The 23,326-nt window shown below is 43.4% G+C and carries 26 protein-coding genes; 6 read left to right on the forward strand and 20 right to left on the reverse strand.

The window, feature by feature from the left end:
• Positions 1-43 precede the first annotated feature (43 nt).
• Complete coding sequence (locus tag CRO17_RS11515; RefSeq protein WP_097042367.1) at positions 44-922, forward strand: peptidylprolyl isomerase; 879 nt, start codon at positions 44-46, stop codon at positions 920-922.
• 21 nt (positions 923-943) lie between these two features.
• On the opposite strand, the gene CRO17_RS11520 is transcribed toward CRO17_RS11515, so the two are convergent.
• The 8 genes from CRO17_RS11520 to CRO17_RS11555 all read right to left on the reverse strand — a co-directional run bounded on the left by CRO17_RS11520 (position 944) and on the right by CRO17_RS11555 (position 9,856).
• A complete protein-coding gene (locus tag CRO17_RS11520) occupies positions 944-1,150 on the reverse strand; it encodes a sporulation YhaL family protein (protein WP_097042369.1) in 207 nt (68 codons plus the stop codon).
• Between the two features lie 62 nt (positions 1,151-1,212).
• Entirely contained in the window at positions 1,213-2,481 is a 1,269-nt protein-coding gene (locus tag CRO17_RS11525) for an MDR family MFS transporter (protein WP_097042371.1), read from the reverse strand.
• A gap of 30 nt (positions 2,482-2,511) precedes the next feature.
• Positions 2,512-3,459 (reverse strand): 3'-5' exoribonuclease YhaM, encoded by a 948-nt coding sequence (gene yhaM / locus CRO17_RS11530; protein WP_097042372.1) that lies wholly within the window; start codon positions 3,457-3,459, stop codon positions 2,512-2,514.
• 70 nt (positions 3,460-3,529) lie between these two features.
• Positions 3,530-4,078 carry a GbsR/MarR family transcriptional regulator gene (locus CRO17_RS11535; RefSeq protein WP_097042374.1) on the reverse strand — a complete coding sequence of 183 codons (549 nt, stop codon included), beginning with the start codon at positions 4,076-4,078 and terminating at the stop codon, positions 3,530-3,532.
• Positions 4,079-4,164: 86 nt separating this feature from the next.
• A complete protein-coding gene (locus CRO17_RS11540) occupies positions 4,165-6,978 on the reverse strand; it encodes an AAA family ATPase (RefSeq protein WP_097042376.1) in 2,814 nt (937 codons plus the stop codon).
• A 2-nt stretch (positions 6,979-6,980) separates the two neighbouring features.
• Positions 6,981-8,210 (reverse strand): metallophosphoesterase family protein, encoded by a 1,230-nt coding sequence (locus CRO17_RS11545; protein ID WP_179637000.1) that lies wholly within the window; start codon positions 8,208-8,210, stop codon positions 6,981-6,983.
• Positions 8,211-8,323: 113 nt separating this feature from the next.
• Positions 8,324-8,677: a YlbF/YmcA family competence regulator gene (locus CRO17_RS11550; protein ID WP_097042380.1), complete on the reverse strand. Its 354-nt coding sequence runs from the start codon at positions 8,675-8,677 to the stop codon at positions 8,324-8,326.
• A gap of 72 nt (positions 8,678-8,749) precedes the next feature.
• Entirely contained in the window at positions 8,750-9,856 is a 1,107-nt protein-coding gene (locus tag CRO17_RS11555; RefSeq protein WP_179637002.1) for a DUF445 domain-containing protein, read from the reverse strand.
• A 113-nt stretch (positions 9,857-9,969) separates the two neighbouring features.
• Here CRO17_RS11555 and CRO17_RS11560 point away from each other — a divergent pair, with 113 nt between their 5' ends.
• Positions 9,970-10,848 carry a PucR family transcriptional regulator gene (locus tag CRO17_RS11560; RefSeq protein WP_097042384.1) on the forward strand — a complete coding sequence of 293 codons (879 nt, stop codon included), beginning with the start codon at positions 9,970-9,972 and terminating at the stop codon, positions 10,846-10,848.
• 139 nt (positions 10,849-10,987) lie between these two features.
• Here the strand turns inward: CRO17_RS11560 and CRO17_RS11565 are convergent, their stop codons facing one another.
• The 6 genes from CRO17_RS11565 to CRO17_RS11590 all read right to left on the reverse strand — a co-directional run bounded on the left by CRO17_RS11565 (position 10,988) and on the right by CRO17_RS11590 (position 15,848).
• Positions 10,988-11,194, reverse strand: a complete 207-nt coding sequence (locus CRO17_RS11565) for an alpha/beta-type small acid-soluble spore protein (protein WP_097042386.1) — start codon at positions 11,192-11,194, stop codon at positions 10,988-10,990.
• An 87-nt stretch (positions 11,195-11,281) separates the two neighbouring features.
• Positions 11,282-12,667, reverse strand: a complete 1,386-nt coding sequence (gene fumC, locus CRO17_RS11570; protein ID WP_097042388.1) for a class II fumarate hydratase — start codon at positions 12,665-12,667, stop codon at positions 11,282-11,284.
• Positions 12,668-13,001: 334 nt separating this feature from the next.
• Positions 13,002-13,826, reverse strand: coding sequence for a M15 family metallopeptidase (locus CRO17_RS11575; RefSeq protein ID WP_097042390.1), 825 nt, complete (start codon positions 13,824-13,826; stop codon positions 13,002-13,004).
• 121 nt (positions 13,827-13,947) lie between these two features.
• Positions 13,948-14,187 (reverse strand): IDEAL domain-containing protein, encoded by a 240-nt coding sequence (locus CRO17_RS11580; protein WP_097042391.1) that lies wholly within the window; start codon positions 14,185-14,187, stop codon positions 13,948-13,950.
• Positions 14,188-14,269: 82 nt separating this feature from the next.
• Positions 14,270-15,532, reverse strand: coding sequence for an MFS transporter (locus CRO17_RS11585; protein ID WP_097042393.1), 1,263 nt, complete (start codon positions 15,530-15,532; stop codon positions 14,270-14,272).
• Positions 15,533-15,626: 94 nt separating this feature from the next.
• Positions 15,627-15,848 (reverse strand): hypothetical protein, encoded by a 222-nt coding sequence (locus tag CRO17_RS11590; protein WP_097042395.1) that lies wholly within the window; start codon positions 15,846-15,848, stop codon positions 15,627-15,629.
• Positions 15,849-15,967: 119 nt separating this feature from the next.
• On the opposite strand from CRO17_RS11590, the gene CRO17_RS11595 reads away from it, so the two are divergent.
• Complete coding sequence (locus CRO17_RS11595; RefSeq protein WP_097042397.1) at positions 15,968-16,828, forward strand: cation diffusion facilitator family transporter; 861 nt, start codon at positions 15,968-15,970, stop codon at positions 16,826-16,828.
• 41 nt (positions 16,829-16,869) lie between these two features.
• On the opposite strand, the gene map is transcribed toward CRO17_RS11595, so the two are convergent.
• On the reverse strand, positions 16,870-17,625 hold the full coding sequence (gene map / locus CRO17_RS11600) for a type I methionyl aminopeptidase (RefSeq protein WP_097042400.1): 756 nt from the start codon (positions 17,623-17,625) through the stop codon (positions 16,870-16,872).
• A 97-nt stretch (positions 17,626-17,722) separates the two neighbouring features.
• The gene (gene psiE, locus CRO17_RS11605; protein ID WP_097042402.1) at positions 17,723-18,145 is read right to left on the reverse strand and encodes a phosphate-starvation-inducible protein PsiE; all 423 of its coding nucleotides are present in this window, start codon (positions 18,143-18,145) and stop codon (positions 17,723-17,725) included.
• Between the two features lie 144 nt (positions 18,146-18,289).
• On the opposite strand from psiE, the gene CRO17_RS11610 reads away from it, so the two are divergent.
• The gene (locus CRO17_RS11610; protein ID WP_097042404.1) at positions 18,290-19,012 is read left to right on the forward strand and encodes an ABC transporter ATP-binding protein; all 723 of its coding nucleotides are present in this window, start codon (positions 18,290-18,292) and stop codon (positions 19,010-19,012) included.
• On the forward strand, positions 19,005-20,639 hold the full coding sequence (locus tag CRO17_RS11615; RefSeq protein ID WP_097042405.1) for a putative ABC transporter permease subunit: 1,635 nt from the start codon (positions 19,005-19,007) through the stop codon (positions 20,637-20,639). The genes CRO17_RS11610 and CRO17_RS11615 overlap by 8 nt, the downstream gene beginning before the upstream one ends.
• A 44-nt stretch (positions 20,640-20,683) precedes the next feature.
• Here the strand turns inward: CRO17_RS11615 and CRO17_RS11620 are convergent, their stop codons facing one another.
• The 4 genes from CRO17_RS11620 to CRO17_RS11635 form a co-directional block, all read right to left on the reverse strand.
• Positions 20,684-20,821: a YjcZ family sporulation protein gene (locus CRO17_RS11620; RefSeq protein WP_097042407.1), complete on the reverse strand. Its 138-nt coding sequence runs from the start codon at positions 20,819-20,821 to the stop codon at positions 20,684-20,686.
• A gap of 81 nt (positions 20,822-20,902) precedes the next feature.
• Positions 20,903-21,658 carry an SDR family NAD(P)-dependent oxidoreductase gene (locus CRO17_RS11625; protein WP_097042409.1) on the reverse strand — a complete coding sequence of 252 codons (756 nt, stop codon included), beginning with the start codon at positions 21,656-21,658 and terminating at the stop codon, positions 20,903-20,905.
• The gene (locus CRO17_RS11630; RefSeq protein WP_097042410.1) at positions 21,655-22,185 is read right to left on the reverse strand and encodes a mismatch-specific DNA-glycosylase; all 531 of its coding nucleotides are present in this window, start codon (positions 22,183-22,185) and stop codon (positions 21,655-21,657) included. Before CRO17_RS11630 ends, CRO17_RS11625 begins: the two co-directional genes overlap by 4 nt.
• Before the next feature lie 84 nt (positions 22,186-22,269).
• Entirely contained in the window at positions 22,270-23,025 is a 756-nt protein-coding gene (locus CRO17_RS11635) for a C39 family peptidase (protein WP_245864779.1), read from the reverse strand.
• Between the two features lie 135 nt (positions 23,026-23,160).
• On the opposite strand from CRO17_RS11635, the gene CRO17_RS17305 reads away from it, so the two are divergent.
• A complete protein-coding gene (locus tag CRO17_RS17305; RefSeq protein ID WP_101896434.1) occupies positions 23,161-23,295 on the forward strand; it encodes a small, acid-soluble spore protein L in 135 nt (44 codons plus the stop codon).
• Positions 23,296-23,326: the final 31 nt, after the last annotated feature.

Genomic DNA, 23,326 nt, shown 5'->3' on the forward strand with positions numbered 1-23,326 from the left:
AAGCCGCCATTCAAATTCAAGTGGATTAGGAGTGTTTATTTACATGAAGAAATTGGCTATCGCTGCAGTATTCGCGACAAGTGTTGTCGCACTATCAGCATGTGGTTCCGGTGAGACAGTGGTAGAATCAAAAGCTGGGGACATTTCCAAGGAAAACTATTATCAAGAATTGAGTGACAAATACGGCGAACAAGTATTACAGACAATGGTGCTTGAGAAGGCCCTTGATGATAAATACGACGTGAAGAAAGAACAGATCGACGAACAAGTGGACAAATTAAAAGATCAATACGGTGATTCATTCGAATCTGTTCTTCAACAAGCAGGTTACAGTGATGAAGATGCTTTCCGTGAACAAGTGAAAACAAGCTTACTTCAGCAAATGGCTATTGCTGACGGAGTGGAAGTTACTGATGAGGAAATTCAAACTCGCTATGACCATATGAAGTCAGATCTAAATGCAAGTCATATCCTTGTAGCAGATGAAGATACTGCAAAAGAAGTAAAAAAGAAACTTGACGATGGCGAAAAGTGGGATGCACTTGTTGAAGAATATTCCACTGATACCGCTACAGTTGAAGCAAACGGCTCTCTGGACTGGTTTAGCGCCGGCACAATGGACGCTGCTTTTGAAAATGCAGCATATGCATTGGATAAAGGCGAAATCAGCGAGCCTGTTGAAAGCAGCTTCGGCTGGCATATTATCCGTTTAGATGACAAACGTGATACAGAAAATGAAGTTGGCTCACTTAAAGAAGAAAAAGAACAGATTAAAACAGAACTTGCGGTTCAAAAAGTTGATTCTGCTGAACAGCAAGAAAAGATTAATAAATTACTGAAAGATGCTGATTTCGATATCAAGATCGAACAGTACGAAGACTTGATTGATAATATGACAGCTGCTTCTGCAACAGCTGGCTAATACAAGCAAAAGACCGAAACGTCATTCGTTTCGGTCTTTTTCGTGTGCATTTATTTGTGTGTTTCGTTTAGCTCGCTCCTCTTCCATTCGCTCCATATAGACATTTCCTTCCCGCTCGATGAATTGCTGCTCTGTTTGGTAATCGTGCCGCTGCGTTCGGAATGCCATGAAGCCGCTGCCTATCATACAAAGAAAAACGAGCATGACCCACATCGGTATATCTGGCATTGTTTATTCCTCCTTGTCCTATTGGCTAATATCTATGCAATAGGGCAAGCAATTATGTCAAGTCAGGAAGAAGAGGCTCGCTGCTCTTTGTGATAGCGTTTGAACATCGCTTGATAGACGAAAGCACTTAGCAGCGCCAACATTGCGAGAATTGTAAATGTCAGCTGATAGCTAATATAGCTCACTAATACGAGACTTAGCGGTGCCAGCAGCTTACCAAGCGTAAACCGCAAGCTTGCTGCTGAAAAATACTGTCCGCGGCTCTCTTCTGACGCCAATGTTGCCACAAAGCTTTCCTGCAGACCAACTACCATCAGTTCTCCCATTGTAAACAGGACCATCGCAGTAACAAAGATCCAGAAGCTTTCGGTCAAGCCGTATAACCAAATACCAGCTGCATACGCAATACTAGAAGCAACGAAAACACGTGCAATCCGGAATTTCGTGACCAGCTTTGTTATATAAACGGTTAATAAAGCAACTAACAGCCCATTCAGAGCCAGGATAAGCGAAAATGCTTGCTTTCCATCTACTTGCAGACTAAAATCGCCAATCGCAAAAACAGTCTGATTAGCTATTACCTCACTCGTGTAAACTGCAATTAGAATATCCAGCTGCATAAACGTCTGCGCCACGAGTACCCCTGCAACAATGAAGAGCAGGAATGTCCGGTCTTGCGCAATAAGCCGATAAGTTTGCAGCTCCTGCCAGACCGCCTTGTACCAGGTACCATGGTCCGCTTTCGCCTGTTTCTGTTCCGGAACAGTCTCTCTGATAAACACTTGCATGATGACGAATAAAATACTAGTAAGTGTAAATCCAGCAAGCAGCATCTGGAATCGGTAAGAGTAAAATAATATCGTGCCAATTAACGGGCCGACGACAACGGCAATATTAAGACTTGTGTAAAAGACTGCAAATACGGAAGCCCGATGTTTCTCCTTGACGACATCTGCTACCATGGCATGCGATGCCGGCCAATATAAAGCGCTCCATATACCAAGAAAGCTAAATGCCGCAAAAGTCAGGGCTGATGATGAGAGCCAAGGAGAATTAGCAAATGCAAATACCAGAAAAGTGATGGATTGACCGGCTACAGCAATACTCATCATCTTTCTTCTGCCGAAACGATCCGCACAATATCCTCCTACCAAGCTCGCCAGAACGGAAAGAGCTTGCGAAAACATGAGCAAGATCCCGGCACGTCCCTTCCCGAACGCGTCCTGAAAAAATATCGTCATAAAGGGAAAATAAGCCCAAAACAAGAAGTGCATCATTGCTTCCCCGAACAAACGGATTTTCAGGTTACGATCCCAATCTTTCCATCTCATATTTTCCCTCTATTCTATTACTCTCTCTATTTACTCCCGCTCAAAAGCAGGTTTATAGAAACTGCGGTTTTCCATTGAAAAGATACGTTCAGAGAAATCCCCAGGTGCGACTTTATCCATCACCCGCTGCAAGGTATTCATTTTTGCATCAATTAAGTCAATGATATGCAGCAGCTCTGCCTCACGTACAAGCGGCGGCTTCGGACTTCCCCATTCGCCTTTGCCATGGTGACTTAGGATCATATGCTGCAGCACCATTACTTCTTCTGCTTCTATTTTCAGCTCCCGAGCAGCCTTGGCGATCTCATCTGACATAATGGAAATGTGGCCAATCAGCTTGCCCTCTATTGTATAAGATGGATTAGAGGCACCTGATAATTCCCGCAGCTTACCAATGTCATGAAGAATAATGCCGGCATACAGCAAATCTTTATTGATTTCGGGGTAAAGGTTTTTTAGCTCTCGTGCAATGCGGAGCATCGACACAACGTGGAATGCCAAACCCGACACAAATTCATGGTGATTGCGAACCGCTGCCGGGAATGCAAGCAAGTCTTCCTGATAATTAGAAAGAAAGTAGCGTGTGATTCGCTGCAAGTTCGGATTTTCCATTTCAAAAATAAATGAAGTGAGTTCCTCTAATAACTGCTCTTTCGTGAGCGGCGCCCGTTTGACGAAATCATGCGGATGCACCCCGTCATTCGGCTCGGCCAGACGAATGGCTTGGATTTTCAGCTGCAGTCTGCCGCGAAATGCATTCACTTCACCTTGTACTTTTATGACCTGGTCAGCTTGGTACCGCTGTTCATCAGCAGGTGAAGCATCCCACAGCTTTGCTTCAATATCACCGGTGTCGTCTCCGAGTATTAAGGTAAGGAAAGCTTTCCCGTTACTAGCTACAGCTTTGTCTGCTTGTTTGATTAGTAGATAGCTGTCGAATTTGTCTCCTACTTGAAAATATCCAATCCCTTTTTTCAACGTCTTTCTCCTCCCTCATAAATACAGCCCTTACTATACTAGCAAGGGCGTTTACGTTTCATTCCAATGCTTATCTCTTTGGCGGCTTTGGAACGTACTTAAATATCTCTCCTGATTCTACAACATGTAAGAATTGCAGAAGCCATGTATAGTAATCACAAGCATATAAAAGACGGTCAATATCCTGCTCAATTCGCTGACGAAGCTCCGGGTCATCTGTCTCTTCCTTCAGCTGATGCAGCTCTTCAATCGTCTCTTCTGCTTCTTCCAAGTTAGATTGCGTTGTTTTTTCCCATTTATTTCCGAAGAGAGCTGTAAATGACTTATACCAGTCTTCCTCTGATTTATATAAATCTTTGCGCATACCCTTTTTATAAGCAGGCTCCACCATTTTCATCTCTGCTAATGCGCGTACGCCTGTGGACATGCTCGTTTTGCTCATTTCTAGCGCGTCTCTCATATCATCTAATGTCATGGGGCGACCTGCAAAATATAGAGCTCCATATAGACGGCCGACAGATGAGGTTATTCCATACAAATTCATATTCTTGGCGATGACTTGTATGAATTTTTCAATCGATTCCTCATACTTAGCCCAATTTTCTTCATTACTCGGCAATGCCCGTCCCTCCAGCTTACAATAATCCAATTTTTTTATCCTATAAGTTTACCATCATTAACGTATTTTTGCGACTGCTAAAACGTTCACTGATGCGTTTCTTGCATTTTTTTCAGGCAAATTACTTTTGCTTGCTGTGATAGCTCCGCTGCAGGTTCTTCCCACGTGAATAATATAAATTGCTGTACATCTTTTTCTTCTTGAAGGATGCTGTAAAACATTGCCCTTCTGCTCTGATCTGAATGACTGAACGCATCATCGATTAATAATGGAAAAGCTTGTTTGCTTCCTATTTTCCTTGAAAGCGCCAATCTTAAACAAAGGTAAAGCTGCTCCACCGTTCCATTTGACAAAGTCTCGACTGCAAATTCCCTGCCATGGTAATCCTTTACAACTAAATCTCCCGACTCTGTTAGTAACAAACGCTCATAATGAGCAGTTACTTTCGAGAAAAGACGAGAAGCTTCCGCTAATATGTCCGGAAATCGGTCTTCTTGAAACGCTCTCTTTGTTTGCAGCAGCATATCATATGCCAGTTTCCTTACCGCCCACTTGCGACCAGCGGCGAGCAGTACTTGCTTTTGATGCTGCAGCTCATGATAAGCGTTTGAAGCAGCTGTGTCCGATTCGATAGCAGCTAGCTTAACCTCCAGCATTGCCGCTTGCTTTCGACATGTATCTAATTCTTCTTCAACAGATTCCAGCTTTGTTTCCAGCTCGGCAATTTTCCGTTCTGCCTCTTCCTGTAAGCAGCCAGGATCTTCTGCAACCGAAACTTTCTCGGGCAGAAATGACCGCGCCTCTGCTTCATAATGATCTAAATCTGCATTTACCTGTTTTCTTTTTCCATATAGGTCCGATAAGGTCTGGAACTGCTTGTCATTCTCTGCCCCGACAGCAGCAAGCAGCATTGCTTTTTGTTCTCTCAAGGGGTTTAGCTGTACTGCTAACGATTCCATACGATGATGAATGTCGGCTGTTTGAACTAACAGCTGTTCTTTGCCATGTCTTAGCTTTCGCTGCCCTTCCATTACATATTCTGCTTCCTTCATAATCTGACTCGCTGATAATGATGCAGATACGCCAGCAATCGTGCCTGCCTGTTCCACTGCAGTTGTGTGCGTATACTGCAGTTTTTCCAACTCTTGATTTATTTTTTCTATTTCTTGATCCAGCTGCTTCTTGGCTTCCCACTCCCGCACTGCTTTTTCCCAATCAGACAGCGGTATAGCTTGTAAAAAAGGATAGCTTTCCAGATGTGCAGTTTCTTGGGCATGCAGTTTCTCATATGCTAATAGCTGCATGTTTTGCTCTTGCTGCAAATCAGCAAGCTGTACTTCAAAAGGATGACGCTGCTCCTCTAACTGACGCCACCTGAGCCGCAGCTCCTGCTGCTCCTTTATCTTTTCCTCCATGTACGAAATTGTTTCCGGTGAGCTCCTGTCATTTTTCTTTTCCAACCACCATAGCAGACATGCGCCGCCAAGCAAAATAATACCGCTGGCTGCTAACATCCAGCTAGTCATTAGCAGTCCAGTTCCAGCGAGCAGAACAGACAAGAAAATCTGCATTTTTATTGCGAACCTGCCACTCGCATTGGGAGAATGCCGTTTGTCATTGTCTTTCTGATCATGGAGCTCTCGGTATTCTTTTTCTGAAATAAGATGTTGCTGCAGTCGTTCCTGCAACGTGTTCACTTTATCTAATTCTCGCTTCTTTCCCATGATTGCTTTTTTTGTACGCTCTCTTTCTGCGTCGTGAATCATGACTTGTTCATGTAAAAGCCGCCACTCATCTTTTGTTTTTGCTCTGATATCACCGGTAAAACGCTCCGGATATGCATAATGAAGCTTCATATTCCTTGCTTCCATCTGCAGTTCTGCTGCTGTTTCCTGCAGTTTTTTGATGCGTACATCCTGTCCTCGCCAGTCGGAGTGCGTCAACAGTTCATGTAATTGGTTATATGCATCTTCATCTATCAGCTGACCTTCTATCGTGGATAATTCCTGGTTCATTCGTTCCGCTTCTTGCTGCTGTACATGTGCCTGTGCTTCCAACGGCTGCAATTGGTTCTGCAGCGCTTGCATACGCTTCATTCCGTCTGGGGGGAATGCTTCTATATGTTCTAGCTGCCGCAGCTTCTTTTTTGAAAAAGAAACTTTCTTTAGCCAAGGAACAGCTTGCAAATATTGTTTTTGCACATTGATTTGTCTGCGCAAGTCTGTTTTTTCAATGTGCAAGGCGTGAATTCTAGCTGCTGTATGCTCCAGGCTTTCTTTGTCAGGCAAGTAGGCCGCTTCCTTGCCGTGCAGTTCTCGGACATGCTGTTCCTGTTCTGTGAACGCACGCAGCATAAAATTGATTTCGGGTTTCCGGCCTTGCGGGCGATATAGCTGCTGCAAATCCTGAAACAGCTTTTTCTCTAACTTATGAATGGCCGCAGTCCCGGCCTGCCCAGCTTCAAGCAGTACTCGGCCCAGCTGTTCTTTATCTGTAAGCTGCAAGGAAGATAACGTTTCGGTGTCCAGCGTAAATACTTGCTTGTATATGGCAGCGTCGATTCCGGCAAGCTGCCGCTCCAGCCACTGCTGATCTTTCTGGTCTGCTTTTGTATAACAAACTGCTTGTCCGTTATGTCGGTCCTGGATACGTTCAACCACTACCTCCCCTTCTGGAAAAAGCAGCTTGAGCCTGCCGCCTGGTGTTCCTCCAGTTCTCGGAAGATACCGCTTCAGCTCACGTGAGCGCATGCCGAAAAGGATATAAATAAGAAAAGCTTTAAACGTGGATTTACCCGTTTCGTTCTCGCCATGCACGATAACAAGCGACTGATCTGAGAAATCAAAGGTAAAATCATGCAGTTTGCCAAAGTCATAAATGTGTCCGCCGCTAATGCGCATGTTCAGTCTACCTCCATCATGGTATGAAGCAGCAGCTGTTTCGCTTCACCTACCAGCTCCTGAATCTCCTCATCAGTAAAAGCTTGCTGAATTCTCCGGAACTGACGATTTGCCATTAGCTCGTTCAAGCTGCGCTTTACCTCTTCCGCTTGGTATGAGTAAGAATACAAGGCAGCGGTAAAGTCATTCCGCTCCAAAAGCTGCTCTTCATCTATCTCAGAATCAATCTGCACCGTGAACCCTGCCAGTATCGTTAACCTGCCGAGCTGCATTAGCTGTTCATTGACCATATCAATTAGCTCCTCCAGCTGATCTTCCTGGAGCCATCCCACAAGCGGGTTGGCTGCTCCATGAAAATGCACGTACAAGACCACATCCCCGTACTTTTCTTCCCATCCGGCACTTGCCTCCATTAGTTTAGCTTCTGCTTCATATAGTGCCCAGCCTTCTTTGACCGAAAAAGTTACTTCTTCAAATCGGATAGCATGCAGAGGAAGAAATGTCAGGGAACTTGACGGTCCTTCCAATTCCACTAAATAACAGCCTTTCTCGCCTGTTTCTTTGCGGTGTCTGCCTTGAATGTTGCCCGGATATACAATAGGCGGCTGCTCTGTCAGTATTTCTCGTTTATGTATATGACCCAGCGCCCAATAATCAAAGTCCGCTTGTTTTAAGTCCTCTATCGTAAAAGGTGCATACACATCTTCTGGTCCGCCTGTCATAATGCCTCCATGCAGCATGCCAATCTGATACATATTATCTCCTGTAGATTTGTAATGCTTGCTTACCCTCGTTTTTACATGACGGGCAGTGTAACTGAATCCATGGATAGCTGCTGCAGGCTCATTGTTTTTTGAATGGATAAACGTTTCTAGATGCTCAGATTGAAATATATGTACATTGTCCGGATACCTCATCACTGGTTTATTCCCGGTATAATCATGATTGCCATATTGCATGTATACAGTAATTTGCGCAGCTTGCAGCTGTTTGCATGCTTCGCGCAACGCAACCAGCGCCTTCAGCGATTGTCTGTTAGAATCAAAAATATCACCGGCCAGTAATACAAAATCAACTTTTAATGTAATAGCATATTGTACAAGCCGTTGTAACGCTTCAAATGTACTTTCCTGAAGACGCGTTTTCATCGCTGGGTGTGCAGCGGTCAAACCTTCCATTTTGCTATCCAGATGCAAATCAGCGGCATGAATAAACGTTAATTTTGGCAGCATAGGCATCCCTTTCCGTTTTTTAATTCTATAGTAGCATGCACAATGTGCGAATGCACGTTCGGTTTATAAATGTAAAAGAACTCCTTACCATTTTGGCAAGGAGTTCTTTTACATTATTGTTCTTCTGATTGACCGTAAAGCTCTTCAAGCGGCTTTGTAATAATACGGCTGATATCATTGATTGCAACATTCAAGCGTTGTTCTTGTTCCATCAATTTTGCAATGGATTCGTTTTGCTGCACTACTTGTACAACGCTTTGTGCTTGCTGTACTTCTTCTTCTGTAATTTCCTGTCCTTGCATTTGCTTCTGCTGAAGCTCCAGCTGAACGTTACGGAAATTCTCGAACATCTGCTTAGAAGAAGAATCGTTCATTACCGTATCATAAGCGGCTTTCAAGCCTTGGAATTCTTCACTTTCACGAATTGCTTTCTCTAGTTCATACGCATGATCGTACATATTAGCCATGGGTACGTACCTCCTCAAATTTACTCAAGTTCCACTATAACAAACAAGCGAACCACTGTATAGTTCAAGCTATCAGACAAATAATGCAATAACCCCTTGGACAATTCCGATAATCCCGCCTAACAGAAAACCAAGATACGTGATTAGTTTGAATTCCCGTTTGGAAATTGCAAGTACAAGGTCTTCGACACGGTCAAGCGGAAAACCAGACACCTCTTGTTCCACCATCTTCGCAAGCTCCAGCTGTTCCATAAGAACTGGCACTTGTCCTGCTAGACGCTCCAGCAATCGATGTACAAGCAGCGATACTTTTTCTGCTAATACATCGTCTTGGATGGCTTTCGTATACACGGAAAGCGGTGTATCAAGTAAATCGTCCAATGGAATAGTGTGTTCGAGCAGCTGCTTTATTCCTTCTTCCACCGTATCTTGTCCAATCGCATTTGTTACCTCGCTTACCTTTCTGTTTAACAGTTTATCCATTTCTCCGGCTAGCAGCTGTTGTAACCAGCGATTCGTGCCCTCAGATCCTACTGATTCTGTAATAACAGGCTGGATTTTATCTGCGGCACTATCAGGATCCATGAAGGAAGACAGCATGCTGCCAAGAAAACCTCTTCCTTGCAAGAAGCTGCGGACAAGATCTTGTATTTTTCTGCGGCCATCATAGCTCTCGACATAAGAAAGCAGCATTTGCTGAATATGTGAAGCAGCATGGGCTGCTGCAGCTTCTTTCCTTTGCTTTAGTTCTTCAGGAAGTAAACTCCCCAGTTCTTTTTCTCCATGCAGATGAAGCTGTTCCCTTACAAGGTTTGCCGCTTTTGTATAAAGCGTTTCAGCTTCCAGCTCGACATTCATCTCCGCAAGCAGCTGTCTGACTGTCCGTTCAGAACGAAGGAAGCGAAGAACTTCTCGCTGCACCCCAGCATCCACTTTGCTTTGAAAATTTTCATCGCGCAGCTTCACCTGCATGCCTGCAGGTGTAAGCAGGTGCTCCACTACCGTTTTACCTAAGGAACGTGCTAAGTCATCTCTTCGTTTTGGAATTAATCCCGGTGTAAAAGGCACCCTCCATTTTCCTATATAAATGGCGCGATGGGGCTTAAACAGCATCTTGATCGCTAAATGATTTGTAACTCCCCCGATCAGTGCTCCCACTACCGCCATAGATAATATCAACCAAATATCTCCACTATTCATGTTTTATCGACCTTTCTGTTTTCTTCGGTTTTAGTATAATACAATTAACACCAAATACAAAGAAACTGTCTGTACGAATAGGAGAGGTACATATGCTGGATGAACTGGAAAAAATGATTTCGGGCATTATAAGAGCTGCTGGTACGGAAACGCTTGATATGGAAAATTATCATTGGTTTCGCTTAGAAGATGGTGATATTATTGGTTTCCCAAGAGAGCAGCTGAACGAGCGTGAACTCGCTTTACTTCATTATCTCGGCTCCCCCATCACTGTCCCGCGAGGATCAAGCAGAGATACCGACTGGTACAACCTGCTTCACGGCATAAAGGACACAAACAACTTTATTGCAGATCCGCTGTATGCAAATGGCTGCCGGTTTATTTTCTTTCATATTGACGGCTATATCGATGCTGATGTTTTCAGAGAAGCGATGGACAGCCTGAGCGATCACCCGCTTGCCTGCGTTTGGTATAATCGGCAATCCGGAATACTGATCGAAAGCCGCCAAAAAGAGCCCATTTCGTACGAGAAAGTGGTGGATATGGTGATGTATGATTTATCTGTTTCTCTCCGTCTCTTTGTCAGTCCGTGGCTTGCTTCTGCGGAAGATGCACCAGCTCAATATACGTGGCTGCATGCTGCTTATAAACAGATGCCGCTTCACTCTGCTAAACATGTGCTTCATTTTCACGACAGCATTCCGCAGCTTGTAAGTACACTGCTGCCGAACACAGATCGAAATTACATCGTGCAGCATATTCTGCAAGGTATAGATACAGATGAGGAACTGCTGCGGACTATTCACATGTATTTTTCCTGCAACCAAAATCTGACGCTGACTGCTAAAAAGCTGTTTATCCACCGGAATAGCCTTCATTACAGATTAGAAAAACTAACAGAACGCACTGGACTGGATATCCGAAAATTTCAAGATGCCTTTGCTCTTTACTTTGCCATTCAGAATATGTAAGCTCTCGTTTTCAGCATAGGAATCGCTCTGATAACACTGCCGTTCAGCGAGCGGGTTATAACCAGCGCATCGTTCGTGCAGGTGCACCCACCGAAAAGGGACACCTATTAGGTGCCCCTTCAGCCATTCAGATATGAAATTAGAATTGTTGTCCGCCGTTAAGCTGCTGCTGAGCAGTAGCTACAAGACGTTTTGTGATTTCTCCACCGACAGAACCGTTTGCACGAGATGTTTCGTTACCATCTAGAGAAACACCAAATTCTTGTGCGATTTCGAATTTCATTTGATCAAGAGCTTGTTGTACGCCAGGTACTAGCAATTGGTTTGAGCTGTTGTTGTTCGCCATGTTTGTTCACCTCCTATGCCTATAGTTTGAACAAGAAGGTGTTTTTTATCAGACTTATATAATGGAACTGCTGGTCAAACATGGCAATTATTTAGGGTATGTCATCTCTTCCGGTTTGATATAGGAATCAAATTGTTCCTCTGTCAATAGACCGCTTGCTACAGCTGCTTCTTTTAATGTCGTATTTTCTGCGAAAGCTTTTTTAGCGATCTTCGCAGCATTTTCATAACCAATATGCGGATTAAGAGCAGTTACGAGCATTAAGGAATCCTGCAAATTCTTCGCAATCTTTTCCCGATTTGGTTCCAATCCTGCAACACAGCGATCATTAAAGGAAAGCATGCTATCCGCTAAAAGCTGTGCCGATTGGATAAAGTTATAAGCAATAACAGGTTTGAATACATTCAATTCGAAATTCCCTTGACTTGCCGCAAATCCAATTGCTGCATCATTCCCCATTACTTGCACGGTTACCATTGTAACTGCTTCACTCTGTGTTGGATTCACTTTCCCTGGCATAATCGAACTTCCAGGCTCATTAGCCGGAATCTCAATTTCACCGATACCGCAGCGCGGACCGCTTGCCAGCCAGCGGACATCATTGGCAATCTTCATCATATCGGCAGCCAAGCCTTTTAGTGCACCATGTGCAAAGACGATTTCATCATGGCTTGTTAGTGCATGGAACTTGTTTTCAGCAGAACGGAAGGCTTTACCTGTAGCAGCAACCAATTCTTCGCACACCTTTTCCGAAAACGAAGGATGTGCATTTAACCCCGTACCAACAGCCGTTCCGCCGATTGCCAGTTCTTGGATGTATGGAAGACTTGTCCGGATCATCTGCTCTGATTTCTCCAGCATTCGATGCCAGCCGCTAATCTCCTGCCCAAGCGTAAGTGGCGTTGCATCTTGTAAGTGTGTACGCCCAATCTTCACAATATCTTGGTATGCATCGGACTTTTCTTTCAGCGTCGTCTTCAACCGTTTGAGTGCAGGCAAGACTGTATCTTCTAACTGCGTCACAGCAGCTATATGTAATGCTGTCGGATACGTATCATTGGAGCTTTGTGATTTGTTAACATCATCATTTGGATGAAGCCTTGTTTCCTTGCCTTGTTCCTCCAGCCACTTATTGCCGACAAATGCAATGACTTCATTCACGTTCATATTGGATTGCGTACCACTGCCAGTCTGCCAAACAACAAGCGGAAAATGAGCATCCAAATCGCCTGTTATAATTTGATCAGCCGCATAGCCAATTGCATCACTTTTATCTTGCTCTAAAAGACCGAGTGCACAATTAGCTTTTGCAGCACTTTTTTTAAGTAAAGCGAAAGCGTATACAATTTCTTTCGGCATTGTTTCTGTACCAATCGGGAAATTCTCTTTACTTCGCTGCGTTTGTGCTCCCCAAAATTTATCAGCTGGTACCTGAATTTCACCGATTGTATCTTTTTCCATACGAAATTTCATTATGCGTTCCCCTCTCCAAATGTTCATTTTTGAAACTGTAATCTTCTTGATCAGACATTCCTATTGTATCAAATAATCTGCATTTTTGCGGCTTCTGCGATACAAGGTTGCGTATCTTTTCATTTTTGAAAAAATTTAATAAATTCACTACCCATCTTCCTTACAATATGTTAAAATCAAATTGAATTCGTACACAGATTAGTTAATGAGGTGCAGTATTTACAAGCACAAATGGACAAGTAAGTTTTAGGCATCTTTATGCCGCTGAATTAGTATGTGACCTCCCATCACATAAATATGGAGCCACCGCCTTCTTGAAGGCAGTGGCTCTTTTTCAGCTTTTTAAGTCAGATTCCATTTGAAAATGTTCTTCTAATGTTACGCCCTCTTCATGTATCTGTTTTGCAAGATCTTTTCCGACATAGCGGATATGCCAAGGTTCATAGCTGTATCCTGTAATGTCTGTTTTCCCTTTCGGATAACGCACAATAAAACCATACGCATAGGCATGATCCGCCAGCCATTTTCCTTCATCCGTATTAATGAACGTCTCTTCCAGTGCTAGTGCCATCTCGGCCGATGTTAAATCAATCGCCAAACCAGATTGATGCTCGCTGCGGCCTGGTCTTGCTGACACTTTATCTGTTTCTTCCTGGCCTTGTGCAGAGACATTATCTTCATAAATTTGCTTCTGCCGCGATTCTGAGCGGTATCCGCTTGCTGCTACGAGCTCCATACCATCTTTCTGCGAGGCAGCGAATAGTTCCTCCAGTGCAGCGGCAGCTTCTTTGCGCATCTTTCTTTTCTCCAGATGTTCGTTAAAGTAAAATGGTACATCCGGCTCCACAAGATCTTTTGGCGCCCATCCATCTGGGAACTGTCTTGTCTTATTAACAACCACTTCTATGCTATCTGGATTATCGACAGTTACTGGTTCTTCAATTGTGCCAATGACATCGTTTGCTTCCTTCTGATGCTGATCCGGCTTCACTTCTGCTGGTTCTTCCTCAACGGCTGTTTCTTCTTCCGCTGCTTGTTGATACTCTGTCTTCTTTTCTGTTAATTCGTTCGTATTTTCTTTCTGGCTTGTTTGCTGGTCTTGACAGCCAGCTGCTACGAGCACGGCACTTAGTACAGCAAACAACATCAAACGCTTCATTTCGAATTTCTCCTCTGTATTACTTCTATTATGCAATTATTATAGCATAGCCGTATATTTATTTCGCACACAAAAAGACCCGTCTTGTCCACTGCAAAACGGGTCCTTTTCGATTATATAATTATTCCCATGTGTAAGGTCGGTATGCGGCACTTAATTCGTTGAACAGCTCTTGGTCGTTTTGATCAATACTGTCATTGATTTGGGCTTCTAGTCTGTTCTTGTTCCAAGTAAAAAGAAATTCATCCAGCATAAGTTTAGCAGCAAGTTTCACTTCAAACGCAATCTCTCGTTTAGCAGTTACATAAGAACGCTTTCGATTCGTTCTTTGCAGACGGTAGACAACTTTATGCTTCTTCATGGAACGATTCCCCCTGGTTCCTTTTTTTCATTATGCTGGATATACATCAATTTTGCAACAATTTTCTGACTTGTTCGTTAAATTAATGTAAATGCGGAACCGGTTGGTGCTTGTGATCTTTTGGATCGGGGGGATTAATGAATTTCAATGTTAATAATGCTGCAAGAAAAGCTGTACCGCTAAAAGTGACAATCAGCCAGATAAGCTCTGTTTTTAAGAGCAGAGCAACAACTGGCGGACCAGCAGCTACGCCGACATAGCGCATCGCACTAAATAGGGCAGTAACTGTGCCTCGTACATCTTTCTCCATATTGCTTGTGATAAGAGAATCCAGACAAGGCAGACCTGCTCCAATTCCAATTCCGGCAATAAGGAACACAGCCATCATGAAGATGACTCCTTTTGAGAAGTACAAAGCAATCGTGACAACTCCGGCACAAACAATACCAGCGAACGTAATCCACTTCATCAGTTTGCCGTTGCTTTTAATCCACTTCCCTGTCAAATAGGAAGCGAGACACAGTGCAGCAAGCGGAATTGCCAGTACCGCCCCTTTCACGATTCCGTGCATCCCATATTTTTCTTCTAAAACTGTACTCAGATAGAAAAGAATACCAAAAAGAATAAACATAAGAATTGCACCTATTAGGAAAATTGCCGTCAGCCAGCCGCCATGTTTATGAAACGTTGCTTTTGTGCTCTTTAGGAATGTTTTAAAGTCGTTTCCCTTCTTGTCATCTTTCGGCTTTTTAATGAGAAAGAGAACCAGGCCAAATGAGATAGCACAGAATACAGGAATAGCATAAAAAGGCAGATACCAGAGAAAACCTGCCAGCAGCGCTCCCAGTACTGGACTCAACACCTTTCCCAAAGTATTAGCAGTTTCAACTATACCGAGAGTTGCACTGACATCTTCTTCTTTTTCGAACATGTCTCCTACAAGCGGCAGTACGACTGGCGCTGCACCTGCCACGCCTACTCCTTGCAGTATTCTGCCAATCATAATCCAAAGATACGGGCTTTCACTGCCTACCGAAAATATGCCAGCGATAAGCCCTCCTGCCCCAGCGATTATCAGGGAGGGCAAAATGACTACCTTCCGCCCAAACCGATCGGATAAAAAACCAGCAACTGGGATGAAAATAATGGCTACGATTGAATAGAATGTAATGATAAAGCTTGATTGTAACTTGCTTATTCCCAATTCTTCCTCCATCAATGGAAGTACGGGGAGCAACATGGAATTTCCGAGTGTCATTATCAGCGGAATGGATGCCAACGCAACTATTGCCCAGCGCATGTTTTTTGGTGAACTGCTGTTCGATGTCTTTTTGGTTGTGGCCATGAACTTGTCTCCTGCCTTTCGCAAACACTACTCCTATCGTTTGCAAAGCAAGTACTTTTTATCCAAATAAAAAATCCCGGCACATTGGCTGGGATTAATTCGCCTGCAGCAGTTCAGTATTATCCAAATAAGTCCAATAACAATTGCGCCATCCCTGTTCTCTGGCCAGCATGTCAAAACTCTCTGCGTCGCTTTCATAAAAACGAATGATTGCTTGCTCGGGAGTTACCTCCCCGGGGTCTATAACGATATCCAGTTCTTTGTAAAAACGCATCCCTTCCAAGCTGCCTTCAATAATAACTTTTTCCTGGTTCATTTTTTTCCAACCCCTTCGTATATTGATGCAAATGAAGAATATAATGTATTATCTTGTACCCATTCTGGACATGCAGTAATCTTTCCTGCCCCGGAATGAGATCGGAGGAATCTTTACATATGGGCCAGTATGATAACCTTAAAGCAGGCGAGAGAGGAGCAATGCTTAGCATCGCGGCTTACTTAATGCTTTCATTTATTAAATTACTCGTTGCCTACATTGGAGATTCAGATGCCCTGCTGGCAGATGGCCTGAATAACACAACTGACGTTGTTGCTTCTGTCGCTGTACTGGCCGGATTAAGAATCTCTCGCAAACCGCCTGACTTGGAACATAAATATGGTCATTTCAGGGCAGAAACAATTGCTTCGCTTGTTGCTGCATTTATTATGATTTCCGTCGGTCTTCACGTGTTGCTTGATACACTTGAACGGCTCATGAGACCCGATTATGTGCAGCCGGATATGCTGACAGGCTGGACTGCTTTAGGATCAGCATTCGTCATGTGGGCGGTATATCGCTACAATTTAGCATTAGCAAAACGCATCCAAAGTCCAGCTCTGATGGCCGCAGCGCAAGATAACCGTTCAGATGGAATGGTTAGTATTGGCGCATTTATCGGCATTTTTGGAGCCCAGTTCGGTTATTATTGGCTAGATCCGCTGGCAGGATTCATCGTTGGGGTCTTAATTTGTAAAACAGCGTGGGATATTTTCTATGATGCTACGTATTCGCTTACGGACGGTTATGATGTGGACAGGTTATTAAAAATACGTCATACAATTGTACAGGATGAGGATGTGCTGGAGGTAGTAGAAATTAAGGCGAGATTGCATGGAAATCAATCGCTTGTTGATGTGATTATCCGAGTAGATGCCTCCCTCAATGTTGCCCAGGGACATGCCATCACCGAAAGGCTGGAAACGTTGCTCGCTAAGAAGCATGATATATTCCATACATTAATTCATATCGAACCGTAGAAAAAAGCCTATACCGTTTGCCGGTATAGGCTTCCATCATCTTATTCCTCATCTTGATCTGTCAGAATAACAGGACCATCTTTCGTAATAACAATCGTATGCTCGTACTGAGCAGACAGTGACCCATCAACCGTACGTGCTGTCCAGTTGTTATCATCCATTTGACTGCCCCATTCCCCGATATTAATCATCGGTTCGATTGTAATGACCATGCCTTCCTTCAAGCGCGGACCTTTATTCGGCAAGCCGAAATGCGGGATATGCGGATCTTCGTGGATAGTCGGTCCAATACCATGACCAGTGAAGTCACGTACGACAGAATAACCTTCTGCTTCCGCATATTGCTGGATTGCATGACCAATATCACCAATGCGAGAACCAGGAAGTGCCTTCTCAATTCCTTTGTATAAGGAATTCTTCGTAACTTCAAGCAAACGCTCAGCTGCTTCACTTACTTCTCCCACCGCATAAGTCCAAGCAGAATCAGCTAAACCGCCATTCAAGTTGACAACCATATCAATGGTTACAATATCTCCATTTTTCAAAGGCTCTTTTCTCGGAAATCCGTGGCAGATTTCGTCGTTAATAGAAGCACATGTAGCATAAGCATAGCCATTGTAGCCTTTCTGCTCAGCAGTTGCACCATGCTTTTCCAAATACCTTTCTACAAATTGGTCAATTTCCATCGTTGTAATACCGGGTTTAATCATTTTGCGGATTTCTTTATGAATAGCAGCAAGCAGCTTACCCGCTGCTCGCATCATTTCTATTTCACGCGTACTTTTACGATTGATCATTCGTTTCTCTTCCTTTCTGACGACAAAGCTTCTTAATCCATAATAGAGTGTATCATATTATGCCAGCACGGTTAAATTGTAACGCAGCTTATTTTAGTCAATCCAGCTCTTCACTTCCTCTTATATTAGAATGATTAGCAATGAGCAGCGCACATACAAGAAGTACGATAGCCATCGCATATAACAAAATTGTCAGCGGGTTTTCATGATCAATAATAATCAACCGGATGATAGCTGTAATACCGATGTAAATGAAGTAACGCAGCGGAAAATGATAGTCATGGGTGAAGTATTTAATAATCAAACTGATAAACTCAAAATAAAGGAAATAAACTAAAATTCCTTCTGCCAGGTAAAAATACGTAACTTCTTCGTTACGAATTAGCAGCACATCAAAAATAAATACTGTCTTTTTTAATAGAAAGACAACCAGAATCATCGCAAGGATGGTTAACGTGATATTAAGTACTGTCTGTAGTAAAACAGCAATTAATGCTGTTTTCTTTTGTAACTCCCGCATCCCTATCCCCCCTAAGCTCGTCTTAAAAATATATGAAAAACACGATAGAATATGCGAGGACATATAAGCTTTTTTTATAGAGAATACGCTTGAACAATTGGAAGATAACAGACAGAATGGAAGTAACAGACAGGAGGTAAAGCATTGATACAACTTGATCATGTACATAAACAATACGGCGGCAGGATAGCTGTCAACGACATTCATTTGACCGTTCCGAGCGGAAAGATCTTCGGTTTTCTCGGACCAAATGGCGCTGGTAAATCCACTACCATTAAGATGGTAACAGGCATCCTGCCGATTGATTCTGGCTCTATCACTATAAACGGCAAAGACATATCAACCGATACGATAGCAGCCAAGCATGAATTTGGTTATGTGCCGGATAGTCCTGATTTATTTTTGCGTCTGAATGGGATTGACTACCTGCATTTCATCGGGGATATTTACGGAATCTCAGCAGACGATCGAACTGCACGAATTGAGGAGTATGCCAAGCTGTTCAGCATTTATGAAGCGCTTAGCGATCAAATTAAAACATATTCACACGGCATGCGGCAGAAATTATTTATTACTGGTTTGCTCGTGCAGCAGCCGTCTGTGTGGATTCTCGATGAACCAATGACTGGCCTGGACCCGAAATCGTCTTATCAGCTGAAAGAGTTGATGCGGCAGCACACAGCAAAAGGAAACACCGTCTTTTTCTCTTCTCACGTGCTCGAAGTCGTTGAACAGCTGTGTGATGAAGTGGCTATCATTCGAAAAGGAGAAATGTTGTTTCATGGCACCTTGCCGGAGATGAGAGAGAAATTCCATTCTGATGAAAGCTTGGAGCATATTTTCCTGGAGCTGACACAAGATGCATAAGCCAATTCGTGCTCTCATTCGTATTCAGTTAAAGATGCAGTACAGTAATGTTTTTAAGAAACCAAGCGTCTTCCTTGGCTTGGTTCTCGGGTTATTAGGTTTGCTTTTTATAGGGCTGATGTTTGGCGGATTTGTCCTGCAAGTAATTGATCTAATCTACACCATGCTCGAACCGTCAGGAAACTCAAATATTATTTTAGGCGCGCTCTTTCTCATGAATTTCATTGTTTTGCTTCTTTTGTCCTTAACTTTAGTTATGAATGCTTTTTACTTCACCGAAGATATCAGCTCTTTCCTGCACTTTCCAGTATATTCCTATCAGCTGCTGATTGCGAAATCAGTGAATCCGCTTGTTTATGTTTATTTAGTTACGGCGGGAACCTACTTTCCAGTCAGCATGTACTATGGGGCTCTGTCTGATGCAGCCGCGATGTATTATGTTTTCGCTTTGCTTCTATTTTTCGTTATACCAGTTATTCCTTATTCGCTGGCATCCGTAACTGTCATGTTTGTGATGCTGTTTGTTAACAAAGGCAAGAATAAAGATAGAAGCAAAGTAATCGGCGGGATCATCGGCTTTATCTTGCTGATTTTGTTAAATGTCGTACTTCGGTTACAGCATGATCCAGAAAAGATTGCCGACACCATTGCCACCAGTGCTGAAGGAGGCGGGTTGCTGCATATGGCAACCATGTATTATCCTCCTGCATGGCTCATGACAAACCTCTTGACAGCAGACAGCTTCTGGATAAGTCTGTTGTACCTGATTATTGTTCTAGTGATTGCCTCAGCTGCCTTTTGGCTTTTCTATGCGGCATCACAAAAGCTATATTTGAAAGGTGCATTAGGACTGAATACGGGATCCGGTAAGCAATTTAACGGCAAGGGACTGTACCGCAAAGAAAAATCCGTTGTGTATGCTTACCGCAGAAAGGAAATACAGACGATATTCCGGACGCCAACATTCTTTCTGCAATGTGTAGCTGGCACACTCATTATGCCGGTTTTACTCGTCGTCATTATTCTCATGGGTGATTTTACTTCTGCAGCTTCCTTGGCAAAAAGCTTGGACGGCAGCGGCCTTTACGTTGCCATACTAGCAGCAAACGTTCTCACTATAGGACTTAATCCGGTAAGTATTGTAAGCTTTTCAAAAGATGGTCACAGCTGGGAAGCCCATCTTTTCCTGCCGTTGAAGATGCGGCAAATTGTTTTTGCCAAGCTGCAAGCTGCTTTTCTCATCAACCTTCTGCCAATCACCGTCATGTTCATCGCTGCCGTTTTTGTTTTGCAGCTGACTATTTGGCAGGCAGTACTTTGGCTGTTCCTTGCTTTGTTAGTGAATGCAGCTGTGACAATCATCGGGATGCTCAGTGACCTGTATTATCCTAAGCTCGGCTGGACAGAGGAATCGGAACTGTTCCAAAACAGACTTGCCAGCCTCATCGCCATTGTTGTTTCTGTTGGCTCCCTAGGTATGTTGATTGCCTTGTTGCTTTTACTGAATATGCAGATGCTTGTTTCGCTGCTTTTCACTGTTTTATACATTTGTGTCCTTGTTGCTGCATTATTGTATTCTGTCAGGCGGCTGCTGCGGTCTGCTGATCGCACAACACTGACAAAGTAAGAAGCTTTGCACCATCGCGTGCAAAGCTTCTTCGTGTTCATCTATTAATAGCAATAGCCACTGCCATATCCATAATCGTAATTGCTGCCACCTACGTAGCAAGAACCCACGATAATTAAAAGAATAAACAATACCACGAGAAATGCAAAACCGAAACCTTCGTTTCCATTTTCTTTTGACATCTGTACTTCCCCCTTTTCCTACAGGATAATGTATCGTATGTACACCACCTAGAAAAGGAAAGGGCAGATACCCATTTCTATTTAAACATAATCCTTTACAGCATATCGTTTGCCATTTTCTATACTTTCACTTGTGAGAATATCGACAAGAACACCACCTACAAACATTGGGTCGCGCAATGACTTGTTCGTGACATAGTCTTTGAATTTTTGTACATCCTGGAATTGTTCCGGTTCACTGGACCGTATGTCTGCCTGCATATCTGTGTCCATGATACCCGGATTATAAGCAATGGCGATATTACCGGATCCTGCCTCACTTTCTTCCAAGGCAACTGTTTCCGTATAACGGTTCAATCCAGCCTTCGATGTACTGTATGCGCTCCAGCCATGCACAGAACGTTCTGCTGCACCTGAAGTAACGTTTACGATTACAAGCGGTACGTTATGTGTTTTCGCATACTTTAAGAATATGGAGCAAGCTAGCATCGGTGCCGTCAGATTAATTGCCAGATGTGCTTCCAGTTCCTGAAGACTATAAGCATCCGCTGTCGCAATGGGACCGACTACCCCCGCATTATTAATCAAGTACACGGAATCTTTCGCGTTAGAAAATATATCTGCGGCTAACTCCTCAAAAATCTGCGCACACGCTGCTGTATCCTGTAAGTCACCATAACGATAAGAGTAACTTGCAGTTCCCTTCCCTTTATAGGAAGGAAGTGCATTACTATCTTTTCTGGCAACGCCAATCACTTTGAATTCCTTATCCATTAAATGCTTCGCAATTGCTTCTCCCAACCCGCGGGAAGTTCCTGTTACTACTGCTGTTTTCATTTAATCTCCTCCTCTGTATCTTTTAAAATAGCTGGTAATTCCGCATAAATGTGCACAATATCAGCCATCGGCATTCGTACAAGTCCGCTGGACGACGGGGCAACAAATTCGAGTACATCAGATGTAACCGGAGACTTTTGCAAGCCCCAATTCGTTTGTTTCACTTTACCATACTGCTGATACACACCTTTTCCGACAAAGCATGCAATCTTCGGCTGGTAGTAAGCTAATTTCTCTTGAAGCAAATCCGCCCCTTCTATGTATTCTTCCTTCGTAATATCAGCGGCTGCTTTCGTCGGCCTGGCCACGATATTTGTGAATCCTATTCCTTCTTTAAGCAAATCCCGATCTTCGTAAGGCTCATATTTGCGATCCGTAATACCCGCTTGATAGAGGATATTCCAAAAGCGGTTATTTCGATTTGCGTAATGATGACCGGTTTCAGCAGAACGTACGCTCGGATTAAATCCAATAAACAAGAGCCGCAGCCCCTTCTCTAAATGATCCGGTATTGGTTCAAGCTCCATCTATAGCACCTCCGTCTTTCTACATTGTAGCCCGGACTACTTGCAGACGCAAAAAGAAGCACAGCTCGCGGCTGTGCTTCTTCCTTACTTCTCAATATATATAGCTTGACTGCCTAGCTGTTTCCAAGCCTTCTCAAAATTCTCCCTGTCTACTTCCTGGTTTTTCTGTCCGTATGGATTATTAAGAAATACCCTATCCTCCGTGTAGCCTGTTACTGCCACACTATGAACACTGTATGTGACATCTGCTTTCCCATTCGGCGTTTCCCAAGACTCCATATCGTCAGTCTGTGTAAAACTTGAAGTGGTAACAATCCATACCGGATTACCTTGATCAAGCGGTTCGTAAATCGCTTCTTCAACTGATGAGCCCGTTTTATCAACTGCTTTGTCACCGGCTATTTTCTTAGCAAGATTCATGATAGGTCCGTGATAAACACCAAGTCCTGGTCCACTCTGCATATCACCGACAAATCCTTCGTTCGGATCTCCTCGAAGCCCATTACCATATTGCAGCGGCACATACGGGATTTGTTCAGCCAATTCATTCTTAGTCACATCAAAACCAGCGTATAAGAGAATCATTGCTAAACTCGTCACTTCACACCCATTATATAAACGCGGTGCATCCATTTGGTTTAAAAGCGGCACATCTAAAGGACTGTCTTTAACGGCGGAAAGTTCTGGCACTTCCTCTTTGTTAGAAGCCTTATATGTTCTAGCAGAGATATTTGATGCTTCTGCCCGCAGTTCATCTGATCTGTTTTGATATGTCAGCACTGCTAGAACAATTGCTATGACTGCCAGTGTACCTAGCATTATTACGTATTTATTATTCATATATTCTCTCCTGTACAAAAGGATCAGCAGGTTTACTTTCCATTATAAATTATCCAAGACCTGCGGAACAATATACATTCATCTATTTAATAAAAAATTAAGATGCACGACATACTAATGCTTGAGGTGATAAAGATGCCGAAAAACAACAGTCGAAATAAGAATGCGGCTACAAGCGTGAATAAGCAGGGTCTTACAGAAGACACAGCTAATCAAGAACCGAAAAGTCAGCTGGAGCAGCGTGCCAAGAAAAAAAATACAAAAATATAAAAAAACACAGCCTCCTATTGAGGCTGTGTAC

This window comes from Terribacillus aidingensis (assembly GCF_900215625.1).
Classification (GTDB): Bacteria; Bacillota; Bacilli; order Bacillales; family Amphibacillaceae; genus Terribacillus; species Terribacillus aidingensis.